Below are 18,553 nucleotides of genomic sequence, written 5' to 3'. Positions count from 1 at the left end.
TACCTCTGCATATCAATGTCACGACCAAAAGGATGGAGTTGTTTCTTCAAGCCTTGGCCCGCGACGAAACGGCGCGATTTTCTCGGTCAATCCCGTCCGGTCCGAAATATCGACGCCGACGCCGCACAATGTCGCCGGTCCGGTCGCTGCCTCGAAACGCCCCTTCGGCACTTTCGACAGGAACCGGTTGAGCGGTTCCTCCTTGTCCATGCCGAGCGAGGAATCATAGTCGCCGCACATGCCCGCGTCGGACAGGTAGCCGGTGCCGCCATTGAGGATCTGGTGGTCGGCGGTCGGCTGGTGCGTGTGCGTGCCGACGACGAGGCTGGCGCGGCCGTCGACGAAATGAGCGAAGCACATCTTTTCCGACGTCGCCTCGGCATGGAAGTCGATGACCACAGCGTCGGCCTGCTCGCCGAGCGGACAAGCCGCGAGCTCACGCTCGCCGGCCTGGAACGGATCGTCGAGCTCCGGATGCATGAAGACGCGGCCCATGATGTTGGCGACCAGCACCCGCGCGCCGTTCTTGGCGATGTAGACGCCCGAACCGCGCCCGGGCGTGCCCTTGGGAAAATTGGAAGGACGCAGGAAGCGCTGTTCGCGCGGCGCGAAGGCAAGCGCGTCGCGCTGGTCCCAGACATGGTTGCCAGTCGTCACCACATCGGCTCCGGCGGCGATCGTCTCGCGGAAAATCTCTTCGGTGATGCCGAAACCGCCAGCGGCATTCTCGCCATTGACGACGACGAAGTCGAGTTTGAAATCGGAGATCAGGCCGGGCAGTTGTTCCCAGACTGCAGTGCGGCCCGTCTTTCCAACCATGTCTCCGAGGAAAAGAAGTCTCATTAGATCCCGCACCTGATGTCAGCGAAGCAAAAGCTGCATGACGTCTGCGAAAGGATCATGCGTCCATTGTACTTATCTACAATTGCGGCGCGAAGCGACGCAACCCGCTCTCGGTCAGTATTTCCGGGATGACGACATCATGGTCCTCATCGGGAACCCGCGCCACTTCCTGGCAATCGAAGGCGATGCCAATCAGGCGCGGCCGGCGGCCCGCCGCATGCAGGCGCGCGATCGCCCGGTCGTAGTGCCCGGCGCCGTAGCCCAGTCGATGTCCGCGCGGGTCGAAGGCGGCCAGCGGCACCAGCATCAGCTCAGGATCGACGACAGGCGCTTCCGGCCCTGGTCCAGATGTGCCGAAACCCGTATCGACCATCGCCGCGCCGCGCAGCAATTCGCGGAAGATGATGGTTTCGCGATCGAGCACGATCGGCAGGCAGAGCTTCGCGCCCCGGTCGCGCAGCGCCGATATCAGCGGCCTCGTATCGGCTTCCGAACGTATCGGCAGGAAGCCGGAAACGATCGTGCCGGGCTCGAAATCGATCGCGTTTGCACCGATTTCCGCCATGCGCAGCGAAGCCTCGATGCGCCAGCCGGTATCGAGCGCGTCGCGGCGCCCGAGCGCCTCGAGCCGCAGCTGCTTTTTCAGGTCTTTGAGAGATGTCATGCCCAGACGGTAGAAAAACTCAGCTTTGCATGGCGTTTCAGGAACGACCTTTTCTACCGTATCCTCCACCGTAATGCACAGGTGAAGGCAGGAGTGACGATCCACACAACCGGTGGAGAGGTCGATCCCGGGTGCCTACAAAGTAGGTGGGCGCCGTGTGAGAAAACCCACGGGTCTTCCCAGGGACAGCTCCCTAAGGATCGTTAAGGCCCCGGGGAAAAGTGTCTCCTGCCGGGAAGCGCAGACCGTCCCCGCCAATATAGGCTTGTTGCCAGCTATAGACCAGATGCACGCGCAGTCTCCGCGGCTTTATTCGCGACGCACGCCTGCCACCAGACGAGAGCCGGCACCGCGAACAGTTCGACGCAAAGCCCAGCCATGTGACCCGCCGAAGGCTCGCCCGTCGTGAGCAGGGAGAACAGCCGCGCCAGCCCGCCGGCAAAGGTGCAGGCCGCAAGCAGGCGAAACCGCTCTGTCTTTGTCTCGATATGTGGAATGCAGCTGTACCAGGCGATGCCGACGGCGAGGAAGAAGCCGGACAGGAAGCGGAAGTGGCTGTCGAGGTCGACCGGCCAGGGTGCCGCGACATTGAGGAATTCTGGACCCGACAAAATCCCTTCAAGGCCGACCAGCACTGGGGTTGCCGCCAGGACCGCAACGACCAGCTGCAGGCCCGTCTTGCCAAAAGTCCTTTCCTTCAACGTCATCGCCCCTTGGCTGAATCTGACGTAGAAACGGGGATTTCGCGGCGGGGTTTCACACCCGCTTCGCCGTGTCGCCTTGCGCGGGCCAGATCGTCTCCTTACGGTCGGGGGGAACGAACCGAGGAGCAGAGATGCGTTTTGAAGGCACGGCGGCCTATGTCGCCGACAAGGATCTGATGGTTGCGGTCAACGCGGCGATCGCGCTGGAGCGGCCCTTGCTGGTCAAGGGCGAGCCCGGCACCGGCAAGACGGAGCTTGCCCGGCAGGTGGCGGCGGCGCTTGGCCTCGACCTTATCGAATGGCATGTCAAATCGACGACGCGGGCACAGCAGGGCTTATACGAATATGACGCCGTCTCGCGGCTGCGCGACAGCCAATTGGGGGATGAGCGCTTCAACGACATCAGGAACTACATCAAGCGCGGCAAGCTCTGGGAAGCGTTCGCGGCGGGCAAGAAGGTGGTGCTGCTGATCGACGAGATCGACAAGGCCGACATCGAGTTCCCCAACGACCTGCTGCAGGAACTCGATCGAATGGAGTTCTTCGTCTACGAGACCGGCGAGACGATCCGCGCCGCGGTCCGTCCCATCGTCATCATCACCTCCAACAACGAGAAGGAGCTGCCGGACGCCTTCCTGCGGCGCTGCTTCTTCCACTACATCCGCTTTCCCGATGTCGACACGCTGCACAGGATCGTCGACGTCCACTATCCCGGCATCAAGCAGAACCTGGTGCGGGCGGCACTCACCCAGTTCTACGAGATCCGCGAGGTGCCCGGCCTGAAGAAGAAGCCGTCGACCTCGGAAGCGCTCGACTGGATTCGCCTGCTGGTCGCCGATGATGTTGCGCCAGAAGACCTGCGCGCCGACCCGAAGAACGCGCTGCCAAAGCTGCATGGTGCCCTGCTCAAGAACGAGCAGGACGTGCATCTGTTCGAACGCCTGGCCTTCATGGCCAGGCGACAGGGGTAAGGATCCGCCGCCGGTTGACCGCCATCAGCGGGCTGCCGCCGCTCACTCGGCGGCAGCAAACCCCGCATCCTGTGGCGCGACACGCTTCGGCCCAAAGATGACAAAGCCGATGACCGACAGGGCAAGAACGCCGATCCCGCAATAGAGCATGACCCAACCGAAACCATTGACCAGAGCGGCGTGCACGATGGCGCCTGTCGGGTCGAGGGTTGCGAGCTCCGGTGTCCCTTGTACAAGGTTGTGGAGATTTCCGGTGGCGATCCTTTCCGCCAGCGCGCGCACTGCGCCCGGGCTCAAAGCCGTGCCGAATGCGTTGCCTACATAAGAGACGATCCCCTGCGTCAGCAATAGGCCGAGCACGGCGATGTTGATGGCGAGCGTGATCAGCCGCGCGCTGATATCGATGCCGGACGCCATGCCGGCGCGATCCGGCGACACCGCGCCGGTCGTGGTGTTGGTGGTCGGCGAATTGGTGAGGCCGATGCCGATGCCGGCGATCAGCGTGCCGGGCAGCATGGTCAGCCAGCTGGCTGCTTCGAGCCTGGAGCCAATCCACATGGCGATGAAGCCTATGCCCAATGTCAGCAGGCCGAGCGGAATGGCGATCCGCGCCTGATAGCGGGCGCGAATACGCTCGGCGATCGGCGGCATCACCATGAAGGGCAGTGTGTAGACGAGCAGCAGCAGGCCGGTCGTCGTGCTGTCATAGCCGAGCACGCCGGAATAATAGATCGGCAGGTAGATGATGAACGGCCAGTAGCTGAAATTCATGCCGATGGCGCCCATGATCGCACCCGAAAACTGGCGGATGCGGAAGACCGAGAAATCGAACATCGGATAGGGATTGACCCTCTCGGCGACTAGGAAAGCGATAAAGGCAGCCACCGAGGCGACAATTGCGCCGATACGGGCGCTGCCCTCCAGATCCGCACCTTGCGTGATCAGGTATGAGAAGCCGAACACAGCTGCCGAGAGCGTCAGCATGCCCGCCCAATCAAGCTTTTGGGCGTTGTGATCGCGCGATTGGGTGACACCGGCGCCGATGAAGGCAAGCGCCAGGATCGCCAGCGGCACATGGATAAGGAACACCCACTGCCAATTCGACAGCGACACGATCAATCCACCGATGGCCGGACCGAAGCCCAGTCCAATGCCGGCGACGACGCTCCAGGCGACGAAGGCCTTGCCGCGTTCGCGGCCGTCCTGGAACTGGTGCGACAGCACTGCAACACTGCAGGTCAGCATCGCGCCGCCAGCAAGACCTTGCACAAAACGTGCGGCAATCAGCATTGGCGCACTCGTTGCCAGGCCGCACAGCAGGGAAGCGATACCGAAGGCGACGGTGGTGATCACCATCACGGTTTTGCGGCCGAAACGATCGGCCAACGTCCCCGTCGCCATCAGCACCGTCGTGCAGGCAATGGTGTAGGCATTCATGATCCACTGCAGATCCTTAAAGTCGGCGGCAAGCACGCTTTCGAGTTTCGGCAGGATCACCGGCACGCTGGAGATTTCGAGCCCGAACAGCAGCGACGCCAGGCAAACGCCGGTCAGCGCAATGGTGTTTCGTTGAACTGGCATATCGATCTCTCTCCATCGAACCGGGGCGGCGGCGCTCTTCAAACCGCGATCCGGCTGAAATATAAGAGACTTGACCATGAAAAAAGGCTATGGTTGGCTATATCAGAAATGACAAATTGGCATGTTGCCAATGGAAAGCTGTAGATGACCAGCCTTGATGTCGATGCCGTTCGCACCTTCGTGATGGTGGCCGACCTGCAGAGCTTCACCCGTGCCGCCGCGGCGCTCGGCAGCACCCAGGCGACGATCAGCGTCAAGCTGCGGCGGCTCGAGGAAAAGCTCGGAGCGCGTTTGATCGAACGCACGCCACGCCGCGTCGCCCTGTCGGCGAAGGGCGCCGTCTTCCTTCCCGCGGCGCGCGAATTCCTGGCCTCCCACGAGCGTGCGCTGACGGAATTCTCGGCGGCGTCATGCCGGCTTGCGCTCGGCTTTGTCGACCATGTCGCGGGGCCGGAGCTGTCGACACTGATCGCCCAGCTTCACGCCCACGATCCCTCGCTGTCGCTCAACGTCAGGATCGACACCAGTTCCCAGTTGGAAGAGGCCTTCGATCGCGGCGAACTCGATGCTGTCATCGTGCATCAGGAAGATGGCGGCCGCCGGGGCGAAGCCTTGTCGCGCACCCACTATGGCTGGTTCGCCGCACCCGCCTTCGAATGGCGGCCCGAAACACCGTTGCGGCTCGCTCTCCTGAGCACGGTATGCAATTGCCCCGATCGCGTGAGAGCGATCGACGCGCTGGACCGGGCCGGCATCGCCTGGAGCGAGGCCTTTGTCGGCGGCGGCGGCGCGGCCGTCAACATCGCGGTATCGGCCGGCTTCGCCGTGTCCGCCCTCGCCTATCGCGTCGTGCCCCCGGGCCTTGTCGAGGTCGGCCGCAAACTCGGCCTGCCGCCCATTCCTCCGTCCGAAATCATTTTGCATGCGCATGCCCTGGCGCCCAAGGCGCGAGAGGGGCTCCATATGCTTACGACCGCTTTTCGCGAATATAATCTCCCGGCAGCTTAGGAACTCCTATCCTGCCGCACTCCAGACCTCAGAGGGAAATGAAATGACCGAAGTCACCGTCCGCCCGCTCGCGCAATCCGACCATGCCGACTGGCGGCGCCTGTGGACGGACTATCTGACGTTCTACGAAACCAAGCTGCCGGAGGAGGTCTACGAAGTCACCTGGAAGCGGCTGTTCACGCCTGGCGAGTTCGAACCCAAAGGCTTCATCGCCACGCTCGACGGCAAGGCCGTCGGCCTTACCCATTATCTCTACCACCGTTCCGGCTGGTCGGAGAAGAACAACTGCTACCTACAGGACCTGTTCGCCGACCCGCAGGTGCGCGGCAAGGGCATCGGCGCCGCGCTGATCAAGGCGGTCAAGGACGAGGCGGGCAAGATCGGCGTCAAGAACGTCTACTGGATGACGCACGAAACCAACGCCACCGCGCGCCGGCTCTATGATCATGTCGCCCGCCGCACGGGCTTCATCGAGTATGATCTGCTATAACAGGCCATGTTCATCCCTTTCTTCCTCGAACTGAAGGCAGCGCGCGTTCCCGTTTCGCTGCGGGAATATCTGTCGCTGCTGGAAGGGCTGGAGGCCGGCCTCGTCGACTACGACGTCGAGGGTTTTTACTACCTCGCCCGCGCGGCGCTGGTGAAGGATGAGCGCCACATCGACCGCTTCGACCAGGTGTTCGCGCATGTCTTCAAGGGCATCGAGGCGCTGGGCGGAGCGGATGCCGTCAACGTCGCCGACATTCCCGAGGAATGGTTGCGCCGGCTCGCCGAAAAGCACCTGACCGACGAAGAGAAAAAACTTGTCGAAGCATTGGGCGGCTTCGAGAAACTGATGGAGACGCTGAAGCAGCGGCTGGAAGAGCAGAAAGGCCGCCACCAGGGCGGATCGAAATGGATCGGCACCGGCGGCACCTCACCCTTCGGCGCCTATGGCTATAATCCCGAAGGCGTTCGCATCGGCCAGCATGAAAGCCGCAACCGCCGCGCGCTCAAGGTATGGGACAAGCGCGAGTTCCGGAATTTCGACGATGCGGTCGAGCTCGGCACCCGCAACATCAAGATCGCGCTGAAGCGGCTGCGCCGCTGGGTGCGCGAGGGCGCCGAGGAAGAATTCGACTTGCCCGGCACCATCCATGCCACCGCCGAGCACGGCTATCTCGACGTACAGACGCGGCCCGAGCGGCGCAATGCTGTGAAGCTCTTGATGTTCTTCGATGTCGGCGGCTCGATGGACGACCATATCAAGAGCGTCGAGGAGCTGTTCTCGGCGGCACGCGCGGAATTCCGCCAGCTCGAATATTTCTACTTCCACAACTGCCTGTACGAGGGCGTGTGGAAGGACAACCGCCGCCGTCATGCCGAGGTGATCCCGACCTTCGACCTGCTCCACAAATACGGCCCCGACTACAAGGTCATCGTCGTCGGCGATGCCTCGATGAGCCCCTACGAGATCGCCCATCCCGGCGGCTCGGTCGAGCACTGGAATCCGGAGGCCGGCGCGGTCTGGCTCGGCCGCCTTTTGCAGCAATGGCCGAACGCGGTGTGGCTGAATCCGGAGAGCGAGAAGAACTGGGGCTACACCCATTCCATCACCATGATCCGCGACATCTTCGGCGGACGCATGTTCCCGATGACACTCGCCGGACTGGAAGCCGCGACCAGGCAGCTTTCGAGGAAACATTGATCTTGCGGGGGGCGAGCCGCTGGGCAAACCCGGTAACAAATGCCTATGTTGGTGCGAATATAGTTTGCAACCAAGAACGAGCCGCCAAGGCTGAGGAGATCAGATGGACACCCACACCTACCCCGTAACCCGCACCGATGCCGAATGGCGCGCCCGGCTGACGCCGGAGCAGTATGCCGTCATGCGCAATCACGGCACCGAGCGTCCGGGAAGCTGCGCCCTGCTCTACGAGAAGCGCGCCGGTACCTTCTTCTGCGTCGGCTGCGACCAGCCGTTGTTCGAATCCAAGCTCAAGTTCGAGAGCGGCACCGGCTGGCCGAGCTTCAACGATCCCGTTCCAGGCTCGATCGACACCACCGTCGACCGCAGCTACGGTATGGTCCGCACCGAATGCCATTGCTCGCGCTGCGGCAGCCATCTCGGCCATGTCTTCGAGGACGGCCCGCCGCCGACCGGCCTGCGCTACTGCATCAACGGCGTGGCGCTGAAATTCGAGCCGGCGGCCTGACGAACGCTCCCGATCAGATTCATAGGAAGGGCGGCCCCGGCCGCCCTTTTTCGTGCGCCCCGTTCAGATCACCAGTGTGGCGATAAGCCAGAGGGCTGAGCCCAGCATCATCAGCGACGCCTTGGCGCCTGATGTCCCTACGGTCCGCCAGACGGACAGGGTCAGGAACAGATTGTAAGGTACAGGGGAGAAATGCACGGCCAGCACGAGGCCAAGCGGCATCTTCAGTCCAAGCAGGATCAACGCCACCGCGGACGAGGCGATGCTGATCACTGTGGCGACAAGCATCATGTCGCGCCAGAACAGCCGGTCGATCGGCGTCAGGCCAAGCCAGCGCGAACGGAAAAAGTCCGCGACCATCGGATGTCAGCTCTGCCCGAGCACGTCGGTGACGGCGCGCTCGACGCGTGAGCACTCCGTCACCAGCCAGTCTGTCATCGCCGGCCAGTTGTCTTCGGCATAGCAGTTGACCCGCCACATCGAATTGATGCCGAGGCCTTCGCAGCTCTGTTCCGGCCTGAGCTTGAGTCTGTCTTCTATCGCCGGCTGAAACGGCTTCAGCCGCGACCAGCTGTCCGTGGCGCCGAATTTCTCGTTGCGGCCGAAGAAGACGCCGACATGGTTCTGCGCCGGCGCGACATACATGGAGATGACCAGCGCGAAGTCGGGCAGCCCGCGCTGCCAGAACCAGGGCCCGCGCCGCGCCAGCCTGGCTCTTTCCTCGGGATGCCGCTCAGCGAACAGCGACCAGAAACCGCGATGGCGGAATTCCGAGGCGCGACGGCCGCCGAAGTCGAACTCACTCATGGTCGGCGGCCCACCGAAGCTCCAGCGTCCGCCTGACGCGGACGGATAATCGTCTTCGTATCGCCTATCCGATTTTACGGTCAGGCTCAATTCGGCTTGGTGCCGCCATGCATCTTCGAGACACCGGAGATCGGGATCGTGGAGACGTCCAGTCAGGTCCTCAGCGGCACCTGCCTCATTTCGAGGTGAAGGTCCTTGCCCGTATAGGGGTGGGCATCGCAGACGTCTTCGTTGAGCTCGACGCCGAGGCCCGGCTCCTTCGATGGGATGACGTCGCCGTCCTGCCATTCGATCTTCTTCTTGAGCAGCGTGGCATGGAAGCCGTCCCACTGCTTCAGCGATTCCAGGATCAGGAAGTTGGGCAGGGTCACCGCCAGCTGGATGTTCGCCGCGCCGACGATCGGCCCGCAATAGCAATGCGGCGCGACCTGGATATGATAGGCCTCGGCCATGGCGGCGATCTTCTTGGTCTCCAGAATGCCTCCGGAGCGGCCGACATTAGGCTGCAGGATGGTCGCGGCACGGTTCTCGATGACGCGGGCGAATTCCGACTTGGTCGTCAGCCGCTCGCCGGTGGCGATCGGGATCGAGGTGCCGCGGGCTACCTGCGCCATCACCTCCGGCATATCGGGCGGCACCGGCTCCTCGAACCACAGGGGATCATAGGGTTCGATGGCGCGCGCCATGCGCAGCGCGCCCGAAGCGGTGAACTGGCCGTGCGTGCCGAACAGGATATCGGCGCGGGTGCCGACCGCCTCGCGGATCGCCTTGACCATGCGGACCGACAGATCGATATCGGCAAGGCGCGGCTGGTGGCCGTCGAAAGCGGTGTAGGGGCCGGCAGGGTCGAGCTTGACGGCGTTGAAACCCTGCGCGACGCAGTCCAGCGCTTCGGCGGCGGCCATGTCGGGGTCGTTGAAGGCGTTGCGTCCCTTGCTTTCGCCGGCGTCGGTATGGACCGATCCGGTGCTGGGATAGAGATAGGTGTAGGAGCGCAGCGTCTCGTGCACCTGGCCGCCGAGCAGCTTGTAGACCGGCTTGTCCGCCTCCTTGCCGATGATGTCCCAGCAGGCCATTTCCAGCGCCGAGAAACAGCCCATGCCGGTCACGTCGGGGCGCTGTGTGAAGCCGGAGGAATAGACGCGGCGGAAGAAGTTCTCGATGTCGTGCGGGTCGCGGCCGACCAGATAACGCTCGGCCATGTCCTCGATCAGCCTTGCCGTGACATGGGCCGAGAAGGTGGCGTTGTAAGCTTCGCCATAGCCCACCACGCCGCCATCGGTGGTCAACTTGACGAAGATGAAATACTTGCCGCCGATGCCGGGCGGCGGGTTGCCGACAACCCAGGTCTTGACGTCGGTGATCTTCATGTCCGTCTTCTCCAGTGCTTCGTCGGCAGCACGTCCGCGAGAGACCAAGCCGTCGCACGCTTTGGATGCGCCGCGTGACGAGGCGCGCGATACCCGACGGCACTATGCAGGCGTGACGACACCCGCTCTTTTCGGCTTACGCCAAGGTTTGTGGAAAATGCGGCGGCTTCCACGGAGCGTGGCGAACCCAGGCGCCGCTTACGGCAGCAGCGAGTTTTCCCGACGGTAACGGAGCGGAGACAGTTCGTAGATCGCCTTGAACTCATTGGAGAATTGCGACGTCGACATGTAGCCGCAACGAAAGGAAATCTCCGTCACCGCAAGCTTCGTCTCCAGCAGCAGCTTGCGGGCGCGGCGCATCCGCATCGTCACGTAATACTGCTTTGGAGTGGCGCCGAGCGAGGAGACGAACTGCCGCTCGAGCTTGCGGCGTGAAATGCCGATGCGCTTGGCGATCGCCTCCACCGTGATCAGCGTCTCGATATGACCTTCCATGAGCGCGACGGCCCGCCTGACGGTCTCGGTCGATATCGGGTCTTCCACCTCGACCCGGCGTTGCACCGCGCTTGACGGGCGGCGGCGCGAATAGACCAGGAGGTCGGCGACGTCGGCGGCAAACACCGACCCATGCTTGTCGCCGATGATCTGCAACATCATGTCGATCGCGGCGATGCCGCCGGCACAGGTGTAGAGCCTCCCGTCCCTGACGAATATGTCCTTGGTCACCATCACATCGGGGAACATTTCGGCGAACGACGGCGCATCGTCCCAGTGAATGGCGCAACGCTTGCCGTTGAGCAGGCCGGATTTGGCCAGCGCCCAGACACCGGCCGACACCGCCCCGATCTCGGCACCGCCATGGCTGACATGCTGGAGCCAGCCACGCACGCTTCGGTCCTGATGCAGATGGCCGTCAAGCCCGCCGACAATGATGACGAAGTCGCATGCCTTGACTGACCCCAAGAGAAAATCAGCGCCGATGCTTATGCCGGTGGACGACAGGACCGTATCGGTGGTGGCAACGATCTTCCAGCTGTAGGCCTCGTATTTGGCCACGCGGTTGGCGATCCGCAACGTGTCGACGATGCTACCCAGCTGCAGCATGGTGAATTTGGGCAGCAGCAGGATGCATGTGCTCTTCGTCGGCGCCTCGTTGGCCGAATCGATCGGGCGGTTCTGCTGCACGGGCTTGCTCGTTCCTGTTGACGCTCGACTATAGCAGGCCGCGCCGCATGCCGTCTTTTCATGCGAAAGAGCCGGCGGGCCTTCTGGGCACTGCCGGCTCTTCGGTATTCCTGTCCATTCCTCGAACGGAGCGGTTATCCCGCGATCCAGGGTTCAAGGCGTGATCGGCGCGTACTTTCCATCATGCCATTGGTTGATGTCATATTTGGCATCCTGGATGTCGCCTTTCTGGTCAAACACGATCGGTCCGATGACCGTATCGACCGGCTTGCCGTCCTTCAGCGCCGCCGCGACGGCACCCGGATCGTCGGAGCCGGCACGCTCGATACCCTGGGCAATCGCCTGGATGGTCGCGTAGGCGAACAGCGTGTATCCCTCGGGCACGAAGCCCCCGGCCTTGATCTTCTCGACGGCTTCCTTCGCCTCAGGCTTGGCCTGGGGATCCGCCGGGAAGGCGAAAAGCGTGCCCTCTCCAGCCGGCCCGGCAATCTGCCAGAATTCGGGGGAAGCAATCGAATCCGGCATGATCAGCTGGAATTTATACCCCATGTCGCCTGCCTGGCGCATGATCAGACCGCCTTCCGGATACTGGCCGCCGAAGTACAGGACATCGACCTTCAATTCCTTGAGTTTGGTGAGCAGCGCGCTGTAGTCCTTCTCGCCCGGATTGAGCCCGTCGAAGAGCACTTCCTTGAGGCCCGCCTCGTTCATCTTGGCCCGCACCGCTTCGGCAACGCCTTGTCCATAAGCTTGCTTGTCGTGCATGATCGCAACGTTCTTGCCGGCGAATTTCCTGGCCATCCACGGGCCGATGAAAGCGCCCTGCTCGTCGTCGCGCGTGTAGAGACGCATGATGGTGTTCCAGCCCTTCTTGGCCGCCGCATCGGTCAGTTCGGGGTTGGAAGACGACGGGCTCATCATCAGGATGCCGCTTTCGGCATAGACGGCGGAAGCCGGAATGCTGGAACCGGAGCACGCGTGACCGGCGACGAATTTGATACCGGCTGCCGAGATACGGTTGGCGACCGATATGGCCTGTTTGGGATCGCAGACGTCGTCCTCGATCGACAGGCTGATCTGGCGGCCGTTCACGCCGCCTTTCTCGTTGATCGCGGCGGCCGCCGCCTTCGCACCCTGCTTGAACTGATCGCCGATATTCGCGATCGGCCCGGTCATGGGACCGGCGACGGCGATCGTCAGATCCTCCGCGAAAGCTGGAGCGCTGCTTAGCACGCTCCCGATCAGCGCTGCCTGTAAGATTGTCCGGATTTTCATGCCAACTCCCCAAGTGCATGGTTGCCGAAAGCTGGCCGCGCCCGGTTTAGCGCATCGCGCCCTGAAGGTTTCTATCGGGACAAAGGCCAGCGAGACCCGCCGATCATGGCGTTTTTTCCCACGTCGGCTTTGCACTTTCAGCCAAGTTTTGTTGACTCTTGAACACGATGGCCGATCGGGGGAGGCCCGTTGCCAACCCGGTTCGGAGCTTCCTTATAGCCGGTACCGCCAACCGGGACGCCAAAAAGCAAATGGCCGCCCTGAAAGGGCGGCCATCAATTCGACGATCGGTCCGATGCTCAGGTCATGCCGAGCGCGGCCATGTACAGGTCGAGGATGGCATCCTCTTCCTGGCGCTCGGCCTGGTCCTTCTTGCGCAGGCGGATGATGGTGCGCATCGCCTTGGTGTCGAAACCGGTGCCCTTGGCCTCGGCGAACACTTCCTTGATGTCGTCGGAAATGGTCTTCTTTTCCTCTTCGAGCCGCTCGATGCGCTCGATGAAGGCGCGCAGCTGGCCGGCGGCAACAGTCTGGCTGGTCTCGGTGATATCGTCGGCCATGTTTTTCTCCAAAATTGGTCCCGCGCCGCGACTCGTAAGACGGTCGTCGGCGAATTTCAGCGGTTCGATGCCCGACCGGGCGCGGCGGGTCAAGCTGTTATCGAAAGCCTTGTAAGGCTGCCGCCAGAAGCCGACAGCCTTTCACGTCAGGGACGCCGGCTAATTGAACGCTATCAGCAGATCCTTTGCGTCGATCTGGTCGCCGGCCTTGACCAGCACCTCGGCGACCGTGCCGTCGCGCTCGGCATGCAGCGCCGTCTCCATCTTCATGGCCTCGATCGAGAGCAGCACGTCGCCGGCCTTGACCGCCTGGCCGGCCGCGACCGACAGCGCCGAGACCACGCCGGGCATCGGCGCGCCGACATGCGCCTCGTTGCCGGGCTCGGCCTTGCGGCGCGCCTTGGCGGCGGAAGCGCCATGCGCCCGGTCGGGCACCTTGACGCGCCGCGGCTGGCCGTTGAGCTCGAAGAAGACGGTGACCATGCCCTTTTCATCGACATCGCCGATGGCAAGGCAACGCACGACCAGCGTCTTGCCCTTCTCGATGTCGACGAAAATCTCGTCCTCGGACTTCATGCCGTAGAAATAGGTCGGCGTCGGCAGAACGCTGACCGGCCCGTAGGTTTCCTGCGCGGCGGCGAAGTCGGAAAACACCTTCGGATACATCAGCCATGAGGCGAATTCGTACTCCGAAAGCTTGCGTTCCAGCTTGGCTTCGATCTCCTTGCGGCTGGCCTTGAGGTCCGCCGGCTTGAGCAGCGAGCCCGGTCGCACGGTGATCGGCTTGTCGCCCTTGAGCGCCTTCTTCTGCAGCGTCTCGGGCCACCCGCCGGGCGACTGGCCGAGATCGCCGCGCAGCATGGAGACGACCGAATCCGGAAAGGCGATGTCGCGGGACGGGTTCTCGACATCGCCGACGGTCAGGTCCTGGCTCACCATCATCAGCGCCATGTCGCCGACCACCTTCGACGACGGCGTCACCTTGACGATGTCGCCGAACATCAGGTTCACGTCGTGATAGGTCTGCGCAACCTCGTGCCACCGCGTCTCCAGCCCAAGCGAGCGCGCCTGCTCCTTGAGGTTGGTGAACTGGCCGCCCGGCATTTCGTGCAGGTAGACCTCCGAGGCCGGCCCCTTGAGGTCGCTTTCGAAGGCCGCGTACTGGTTGCGCACCGCTTCCCAGTAGAAGGAGATTTTGCGGATCCATTGCGGGTCGAGGCCCGGATCGCGCTCGGTGCCCTTCAGCGCCTCGACAATGGAGCCCAGGCAAGGCTGCGATGTATTGCCGGAGAAGGCATCCATCGCCGCGTCGATTGCGTCGACGCCGCTCTCCACCGCCGCCAGTACCGTCGCCGCCGACAGGCCTGACGTATCGTGCGTGTGGAAATGGATCGGCAGGTCGGTCGCCTCGCGCAGCGCCTTGAACAGCACGCGAGCGGCGGATGGCTTCAGGAGGCCGGCCATGTCCTTGACCGCGATGATATGGGCGCCGGCCGCTTCCAGCTCGCCGGCCAGGCCGACATAATATTTCAGGTCGTACTTGGCCCTTTCCGGATCGAGGATGTCGCCGGTGTAGCACATCGCCGCCTCACACAGCTTGCCCTCGGCGCCGACCGCGTCCATGGCGACGCGCATGTTCTCGACCCAGTTCAGGCAGTCGAAGACACGGAACAGGTCGATACCGCCGCTCGCCGCCTGGCGCACGAAGTGCTGCACGACATTGTCGGGATAATTGGTGTAGCCGACGCCGTTGGCGCCGCGCAGCAGCATCTGCAGGAGAAGGTTGGGCGCCGCCTCGCGCACCTTGGCCAGGCGCTCCCAGGGATCCTCGGTGAGGAAGCGCACGGCGACGTCGAAAGTGGCGCCGCCCCAGCATTCCAGCGACAGAAGCTGCGGCAAGGCCCGCGCGTAGGTACCGGCGATGTTGGCGATGTCATGCGTGCGCACGCGGGTCGCCAGCAGCGACTGGTGGCCGTCGCGCATCGTCGTGTCGGTGACCAGAACCTCTTTCTGCTCGCGCATCCAGCCGGCGAACTTCTCCGGGCCGAGCACGTCGAGCTTCTGCTTGGTGCCGGCCGGAACATTGCCGTTGAGATAGGGCACGACGGGGGCCGCCGCATCGGCCTTCGGCATCGGCCGGCCGCGTGTCTCGGGATGGCCGTTGACGCTGACATCGGCCAGATAGTTGAGCAATTTGGTGGCGCGGTCCTGGCGCTTGACCTGCTGGAAAAGCTCCGGCGTCGTGTCGATGAACTTGGTCGTATAGGAATTGTCGGCGAAGCTCGGGTGGTTGATGATCGCTTCGAGGAAGGTCAGGTTGGTGGCGACGCCGCGAATGCGGAATTCGCGCAGCGCCCGGTTCATGCGGGCGATCGTCTCGGCCGGCGTCGGCGCCCAGGCCGTCACCTTCTCAAGCAGCGGGTCGTAGAAGCGGGTGATGACGGCGCCGGAATAGGCGGTGCCCCCATCTAGCCGGATACCGAAGCCGGTGGCGCCGCGATAGGCGGTGATGCGGCCGTAATCCGGGATGAAATTATGCTCGGGATCCTCGGTGGTGATGCGGCACTGCAATGCGTTGCCGTTCAGCCTGATGTCTCTCTGCGCCGGCACGCCCGATTCCGGCGTGCCGATGGCAAAGCCGTCGAGGATGTGGATCTGCGCCTTCACGATGTCGATGCCGGTCACCATCTCGGTGACGGTATGCTCGACCTGGATGCGCGGATTGACCTCGATGAAATAGAACTTGCCGGTGTCGGCGTCCTGCAGGAATTCGACGGTACCGGCGCCGATATAGCTGGTCTCGTTGGCGATCTTCAGCGCATAGCCGCACAGCTCCTGGCGCAGCTCCTCGCTGAGATAAGGCGCAGGCGCGCGCTCGACGACCTTCTGGTTGCGGCGCTGGATCGAACAGTCGCGCTCGAACAGATGCACGGCATTGCCATTGATATCGCCAAGCACCTGCACCTCGACATGCCTTGCACGCTCGATCAGCTTTTCGAGATAGACCTCGTCCTTGCCGAAGGCGGCTTTCGCCTCGCGCTTGCCTTCCATCACTTCACGGGCGAGGTCGGCCTCGGAACGGATGGCGCGCATGCCGCGGCCGCCGCCGCCCCACGAGGCCTTCAGCATGACGGGATAACCGACCTCCTTGGCCAGCTTCTTGACCGCCTCCATGTCATCAGGCAGCGGGTCGGTGGCCGGCACCACCGGCACCCCGACCTCTATGGCCAGGTTGCGCGCGGCGACCTTGTTGCCGAGCCGGCGCATCGTCTCCGGCTTCGGGCCGATGAAGGTGATGCCCGCCTGGGCGCAGGCTTCCGCGAATTCGGGGCTCTCGGACAGGAGGCCATAGCCCGGATGGATGGCGTCGGCGCCGGAAAGCCTGGCGACGCGGATCACCTCCTCGATCGACAGATAACTCTCGATCGGTCCCATATCCTTGGCGAGATGCGGACCGCGCCCCACCTGGTAGCTCTCGTCGGCCTTGAACCGATGCAGCGAATATTTGTCTTCCTCGGCCCAGATCGCCACGGTTTTGAGGCCCAGTTCGTTGGCCGCGCGAAAGACGCGGATGGCGATTTCTGACCGGTTGGCGACGAGGATCTTCGTGATGGCCAAGGACTGGGCTCCGTAGCGGAAGGGACGGGAAATCGGTGCAATGATTAGCGTGAAAATGCTGCAGTGCAAACAGAATTGACGCAAGATTCAATCGATTGAAACCGATTCCTTGCGCCAAGCCCGGTCGCATCCGGCCAAATGCCGGGGGGAAGCATCGCCGCCGTCATTTCCGGCGTGATGATTTCGCGGCTAAATCAACTGGGACAAGCGCAAAACGGCTTTCCGTCGGCGATGACAACAGGGCATTGCCGGGTGCGTTCAGGCGCTGTTGAAGAGCCTGCCTCCGCCAGCAGGTCGCATAAAAGAAAATGCCCGGCGCGAGGCGCCGGGCATCTCCTAAGTCAACCTGTCCGAGCAGCTTATTTCGGGAACCAGGAATACTTTCCGTCGTCCTTCTTCTTCCACTCGTACATGATGTAGCCCGGCAGCTTCGGGTCGCCCTTGGCGTCATAGGCGAGATCGCCCAGGACGGTCGGGAACGGACCGTTTTCATGCAGCGCCTTGGCAACGGCCTGCGGGTCGTTCGACTTGGCGGCGGTGGCCGCCTCGGCGATCGCCTGCACGGCGGCGTAGGCGTAGAGCGTGTAGGCTTCCGGCTCAAAACCCTGCGCGCGGAACTTCTCGACGAGTTCCTTGTTGGCGGGGATCAGGCGCGGATCCGGACCGAACGTGTTGAGCGTGCCGGCGACGGCGTCGCCCGCGATCGCGGCCAGTTCGTCCGTCACGATGCCGTCACCCGACATCAGCGTTGCCTTGAGGCCCTGGTCCGCCGACTGGCGGATGATCAGGCCGGCTTCGGTGTGCAGGCCGCCCCAGTAGATCAGGGTGACGCCGGCTTCCTTCATCTTGGCGATCAGCGCCGAGAAATCCTTGTCGCCGACATTGACGCCTTCATACATGACTTCCTTGACGCCCGCGGCATTCATTGCCTTCTTGGTTTCGTCAGCGAGGCCCTGGCCATAAGGGGTCTTGTCGTGGATGACGGCGACCTTGGCATCCTTGAAGTTCGCGGCGATATAGGCGCCGGCGATGCCGCCCTGCTGGTCGTCGCGTCCGCAGGTGCGGAACACGTTCCACAGGCCGCGTTCGGTGAACTGCGGGTTGGTCGCGGCGGGCGTGACTTCGACGATGTTGTTTTCGGCGTACACTTCCGAGGCCGGGATCGAGACGCCCGAATTGAAGTGGCCGACCACGAACTTGACGCCGTCGCCGACGAACTTGTTGGCGACCGAGATGCCCTGCTTCGGATCGGAGACGTCGTCACCGACTTCGAGCTTGATCTGCTCGCCGTTGATGCCGCCCTTGGCGTTGATCTCGGCGACCGCCGCCTCCGCACCCTTCTGTAGCTGTGCGCCGAAGGCTGCGTTCGGGCCGGTGATCGGGCCGGCAACGCCGAACATTACGTCAGCCCACGCGTTGCCGCCGAACGCGACGAGCGCGGTCAGGGCCACGGCGGACAAAAGTGACTTTTTCATGTAAACGCTCCCATTAACGGAGTGGGCGTGGATGAAGCTTTCATGCGATGCCCACCCTTATCGCAGAAAGCATAGTTTGCCGATTTTCAGGCACTTGTCACGCCGATTCATCCCTGAAGCGGCGTTAATGATGAACGTCAACCTTTCGGTTTCCAGCTCAATAAGGAAGCTCTTTCATAGAGCCAGTTGTATTGTGTAACCATCTGGTTGGTTCGTGTGTATTGATAGCCGACGAAGCCCAGTATCATCAGCACGATGGTGTCGACGATATAGTATTGCAGCGAGAACATCGTGCCG

18 protein-coding genes and 1 other RNA gene are annotated in these 18,553 nt (G+C 62.8%); 5 read left to right on the top strand and 14 right to left on the bottom strand.

The window, feature by feature from the left end:
• Nucleotides 1–18: 18 nt before the first annotated feature.
• The 4 genes from J0I79_RS23905 to J0I79_RS23890 all read right to left on the bottom strand — a co-directional run bounded on the left by J0I79_RS23905 (nt 19) and on the right by J0I79_RS23890 (nt 2,208).
• Entirely contained in the window at nt 19–843 is an 825-nt protein-coding gene (locus tag J0I79_RS23905) for a YmdB family metallophosphoesterase (RefSeq protein ID WP_292864929.1), read from the bottom strand.
• 76 nt (nt 844–919) lie between these two features.
• On the bottom strand, nt 920–1,507 hold the full coding sequence (locus J0I79_RS23900; RefSeq protein WP_292864927.1) for a 5-formyltetrahydrofolate cyclo-ligase: 588 nt from the start codon (nt 1,505–1,507) through the stop codon (nt 920–922).
• 94 nt (nt 1,508–1,601) lie between these two features.
• A non-coding RNA gene (ssrS, locus tag J0I79_RS23895) (6S RNA) lies at nt 1,602–1,757 on the bottom strand.
• A gap of 25 nt (nt 1,758–1,782) precedes the next feature.
• The gene (locus J0I79_RS23890; protein WP_292864925.1) at nt 1,783–2,208 is read right to left on the bottom strand and encodes a DUF4345 domain-containing protein; all 426 of its coding nucleotides are present in this window, start codon (nt 2,206–2,208) and stop codon (nt 1,783–1,785) included.
• A gap of 134 nt (nt 2,209–2,342) precedes the next feature.
• On the opposite strand from J0I79_RS23890, the gene J0I79_RS23885 reads away from it, so the two are divergent.
• A complete protein-coding gene (locus tag J0I79_RS23885; protein ID WP_292864922.1) occupies nt 2,343–3,182 on the top strand; it encodes a MoxR family ATPase in 840 nt (279 codons plus the stop codon).
• A 42-nt stretch (nt 3,183–3,224) separates the two neighbouring features.
• Here the strand turns inward: J0I79_RS23885 and J0I79_RS23880 are convergent, their stop codons facing one another.
• Complete coding sequence (locus J0I79_RS23880) at nt 3,225–4,763, bottom strand: MFS transporter (RefSeq protein WP_292864919.1); 1,539 nt, start codon at nt 4,761–4,763, stop codon at nt 3,225–3,227.
• Between the two features lie 144 nt (nt 4,764–4,907).
• Between J0I79_RS23880 and J0I79_RS23875 the strand changes: the two genes are divergently transcribed.
• The 4 genes from J0I79_RS23875 to msrB all read left to right on the top strand — a co-directional run bounded on the left by J0I79_RS23875 (nt 4,908) and on the right by msrB (nt 7,966).
• Nucleotides 4,908–5,771: a LysR family transcriptional regulator gene (locus tag J0I79_RS23875; protein WP_292864916.1), complete on the top strand. Its 864-nt coding sequence runs from the start codon at nt 4,908–4,910 to the stop codon at nt 5,769–5,771.
• Nucleotides 5,772–5,814: 43 nt separating this feature from the next.
• A complete protein-coding gene (locus J0I79_RS23870) occupies nt 5,815–6,261 on the top strand; it encodes a GNAT family N-acetyltransferase (RefSeq protein ID WP_292864913.1) in 447 nt (148 codons plus the stop codon).
• A gap of 6 nt (nt 6,262–6,267) precedes the next feature.
• A complete protein-coding gene (locus tag J0I79_RS23865) occupies nt 6,268–7,458 on the top strand; it encodes a VWA domain-containing protein (protein WP_292864910.1) in 1,191 nt (396 codons plus the stop codon).
• Nucleotides 7,459–7,561: 103 nt separating this feature from the next.
• Nucleotides 7,562–7,966 carry a peptide-methionine (R)-S-oxide reductase MsrB gene (gene msrB, locus J0I79_RS23860; protein ID WP_137932996.1) on the top strand — a complete coding sequence of 135 codons (405 nt, stop codon included), beginning with the start codon at nt 7,562–7,564 and terminating at the stop codon, nt 7,964–7,966.
• A 63-nt stretch (nt 7,967–8,029) separates the two neighbouring features.
• On the opposite strand, the gene J0I79_RS23855 is transcribed toward msrB, so the two are convergent.
• The 9 genes from J0I79_RS23855 to J0I79_RS35165 form a co-directional block, all read right to left on the bottom strand.
• Nucleotides 8,030–8,326, bottom strand: a complete 297-nt coding sequence (locus J0I79_RS23855; RefSeq protein WP_292864905.1) for a hypothetical protein — start codon at nt 8,324–8,326, stop codon at nt 8,030–8,032.
• A 6-nt stretch (nt 8,327–8,332) separates the two neighbouring features.
• Nucleotides 8,333–8,773 carry a hypothetical protein gene (locus J0I79_RS23850; RefSeq protein ID WP_292864902.1) on the bottom strand — a complete coding sequence of 147 codons (441 nt, stop codon included), beginning with the start codon at nt 8,771–8,773 and terminating at the stop codon, nt 8,333–8,335.
• Between the two features lie 152 nt (nt 8,774–8,925).
• Nucleotides 8,926–10,143 carry a mandelate racemase/muconate lactonizing enzyme family protein gene (locus J0I79_RS23845; RefSeq protein WP_292864899.1) on the bottom strand — a complete coding sequence of 406 codons (1,218 nt, stop codon included), beginning with the start codon at nt 10,141–10,143 and terminating at the stop codon, nt 8,926–8,928.
• A gap of 198 nt (nt 10,144–10,341) precedes the next feature.
• Nucleotides 10,342–11,328 carry a GlxA family transcriptional regulator gene (locus tag J0I79_RS23840; RefSeq protein ID WP_292864896.1) on the bottom strand — a complete coding sequence of 329 codons (987 nt, stop codon included), beginning with the start codon at nt 11,326–11,328 and terminating at the stop codon, nt 10,342–10,344.
• A gap of 153 nt (nt 11,329–11,481) precedes the next feature.
• The gene (locus J0I79_RS23835; RefSeq protein WP_292864893.1) at nt 11,482–12,603 is read right to left on the bottom strand and encodes an ABC transporter substrate-binding protein; all 1,122 of its coding nucleotides are present in this window, start codon (nt 12,601–12,603) and stop codon (nt 11,482–11,484) included.
• Between the two features lie 299 nt (nt 12,604–12,902).
• Nucleotides 12,903–13,163 carry a DUF2312 domain-containing protein gene (locus tag J0I79_RS23830; RefSeq protein WP_292864890.1) on the bottom strand — a complete coding sequence of 87 codons (261 nt, stop codon included), beginning with the start codon at nt 13,161–13,163 and terminating at the stop codon, nt 12,903–12,905.
• A gap of 159 nt (nt 13,164–13,322) precedes the next feature.
• Nucleotides 13,323–16,781 carry a pyruvate carboxylase gene (gene pyc, locus J0I79_RS23825; protein WP_292864887.1) on the bottom strand — a complete coding sequence of 1,153 codons (3,459 nt, stop codon included), beginning with the start codon at nt 16,779–16,781 and terminating at the stop codon, nt 13,323–13,325.
• Between the two features lie 359 nt (nt 16,782–17,140).
• Nucleotides 17,141–18,256 (bottom strand): branched-chain amino acid ABC transporter substrate-binding protein, encoded by a 1,116-nt coding sequence (locus J0I79_RS23820; RefSeq protein WP_292864884.1) that lies wholly within the window; start codon nt 18,254–18,256, stop codon nt 17,141–17,143.
• A gap of 137 nt (nt 18,257–18,393) precedes the next feature.
• Nucleotides 18,394–18,553, bottom strand: a 160-nt coding sequence (locus J0I79_RS35165) for a DUF6867 family protein (protein WP_366015104.1), incomplete at its 5' end; no start/stop codon positions are given.

The sequence above is a fragment of the Mesorhizobium sp. genome (assembly GCF_017306585.1).
Lineage (GTDB): Bacteria > Pseudomonadota > Alphaproteobacteria > Rhizobiales > Rhizobiaceae > Mesorhizobium.
Note: the sequence above shows the minus strand (reverse complement) of the source record. Positions and strands in the feature narration are given on the sequence as shown.

Excerpts from the sequence above, each read along its gene's own strand:
- msrB (WP_137932996.1), top strand. The coding sequence starts at position 7,562 with ATGGACACCCACACCTACCCCGTAACCCGCACCGATGCCGAATGGCGC.
- J0I79_RS23905 (WP_292864929.1), bottom strand. The coding sequence starts at position 843 with ATGAGACTTCTTTTCCTCGGAGACATGGTTGGAAAGACGGGCCGCACT.
- J0I79_RS23870 (WP_292864913.1), top strand. The coding sequence starts at position 5,815 with ATGACCGAAGTCACCGTCCGCCCGCTCGCGCAATCCGACCATGCCGAC.
- J0I79_RS23885 (WP_292864922.1), top strand. The coding sequence starts at position 2,343 with ATGCGTTTTGAAGGCACGGCGGCCTATGTCGCCGACAAGGATCTGATG.
- J0I79_RS23900 (WP_292864927.1), bottom strand. The coding sequence starts at position 1,507 with ATGACATCTCTCAAAGACCTGAAAAAGCAGCTGCGGCTCGAGGCGCTC.
- J0I79_RS23845 (WP_292864899.1), bottom strand. The coding sequence starts at position 10,143 with ATGAAGATCACCGACGTCAAGACCTGGGTTGTCGGCAACCCGCCGCCC.
- J0I79_RS23850 (WP_292864902.1), bottom strand. The coding sequence starts at position 8,773 with ATGAGTGAGTTCGACTTCGGCGGCCGTCGCGCCTCGGAATTCCGCCAT.
- J0I79_RS23875 (WP_292864916.1), top strand. The coding sequence starts at position 4,908 with ATGACCAGCCTTGATGTCGATGCCGTTCGCACCTTCGTGATGGTGGCC.
- J0I79_RS23880 (WP_292864919.1), bottom strand. The coding sequence starts at position 4,763 with ATGCCAGTTCAACGAAACACCATTGCGCTGACCGGCGTTTGCCTGGCG.
- J0I79_RS23865 (WP_292864910.1), top strand. The coding sequence starts at position 6,268 with ATGTTCATCCCTTTCTTCCTCGAACTGAAGGCAGCGCGCGTTCCCGTT.
- J0I79_RS23820 (WP_292864884.1), bottom strand. The coding sequence starts at position 18,256 with ATGAAAAAGTCACTTTTGTCCGCCGTGGCCCTGACCGCGCTCGTCGCG.
- J0I79_RS23835 (WP_292864893.1), bottom strand. The coding sequence starts at position 12,603 with ATGAAAATCCGGACAATCTTACAGGCAGCGCTGATCGGGAGCGTGCTA.
- J0I79_RS23855 (WP_292864905.1), bottom strand. The coding sequence starts at position 8,326 with ATGGTCGCGGACTTTTTCCGTTCGCGCTGGCTTGGCCTGACGCCGATC.
- J0I79_RS23830 (WP_292864890.1), bottom strand. The coding sequence starts at position 13,163 with ATGGCCGACGATATCACCGAGACCAGCCAGACTGTTGCCGCCGGCCAG.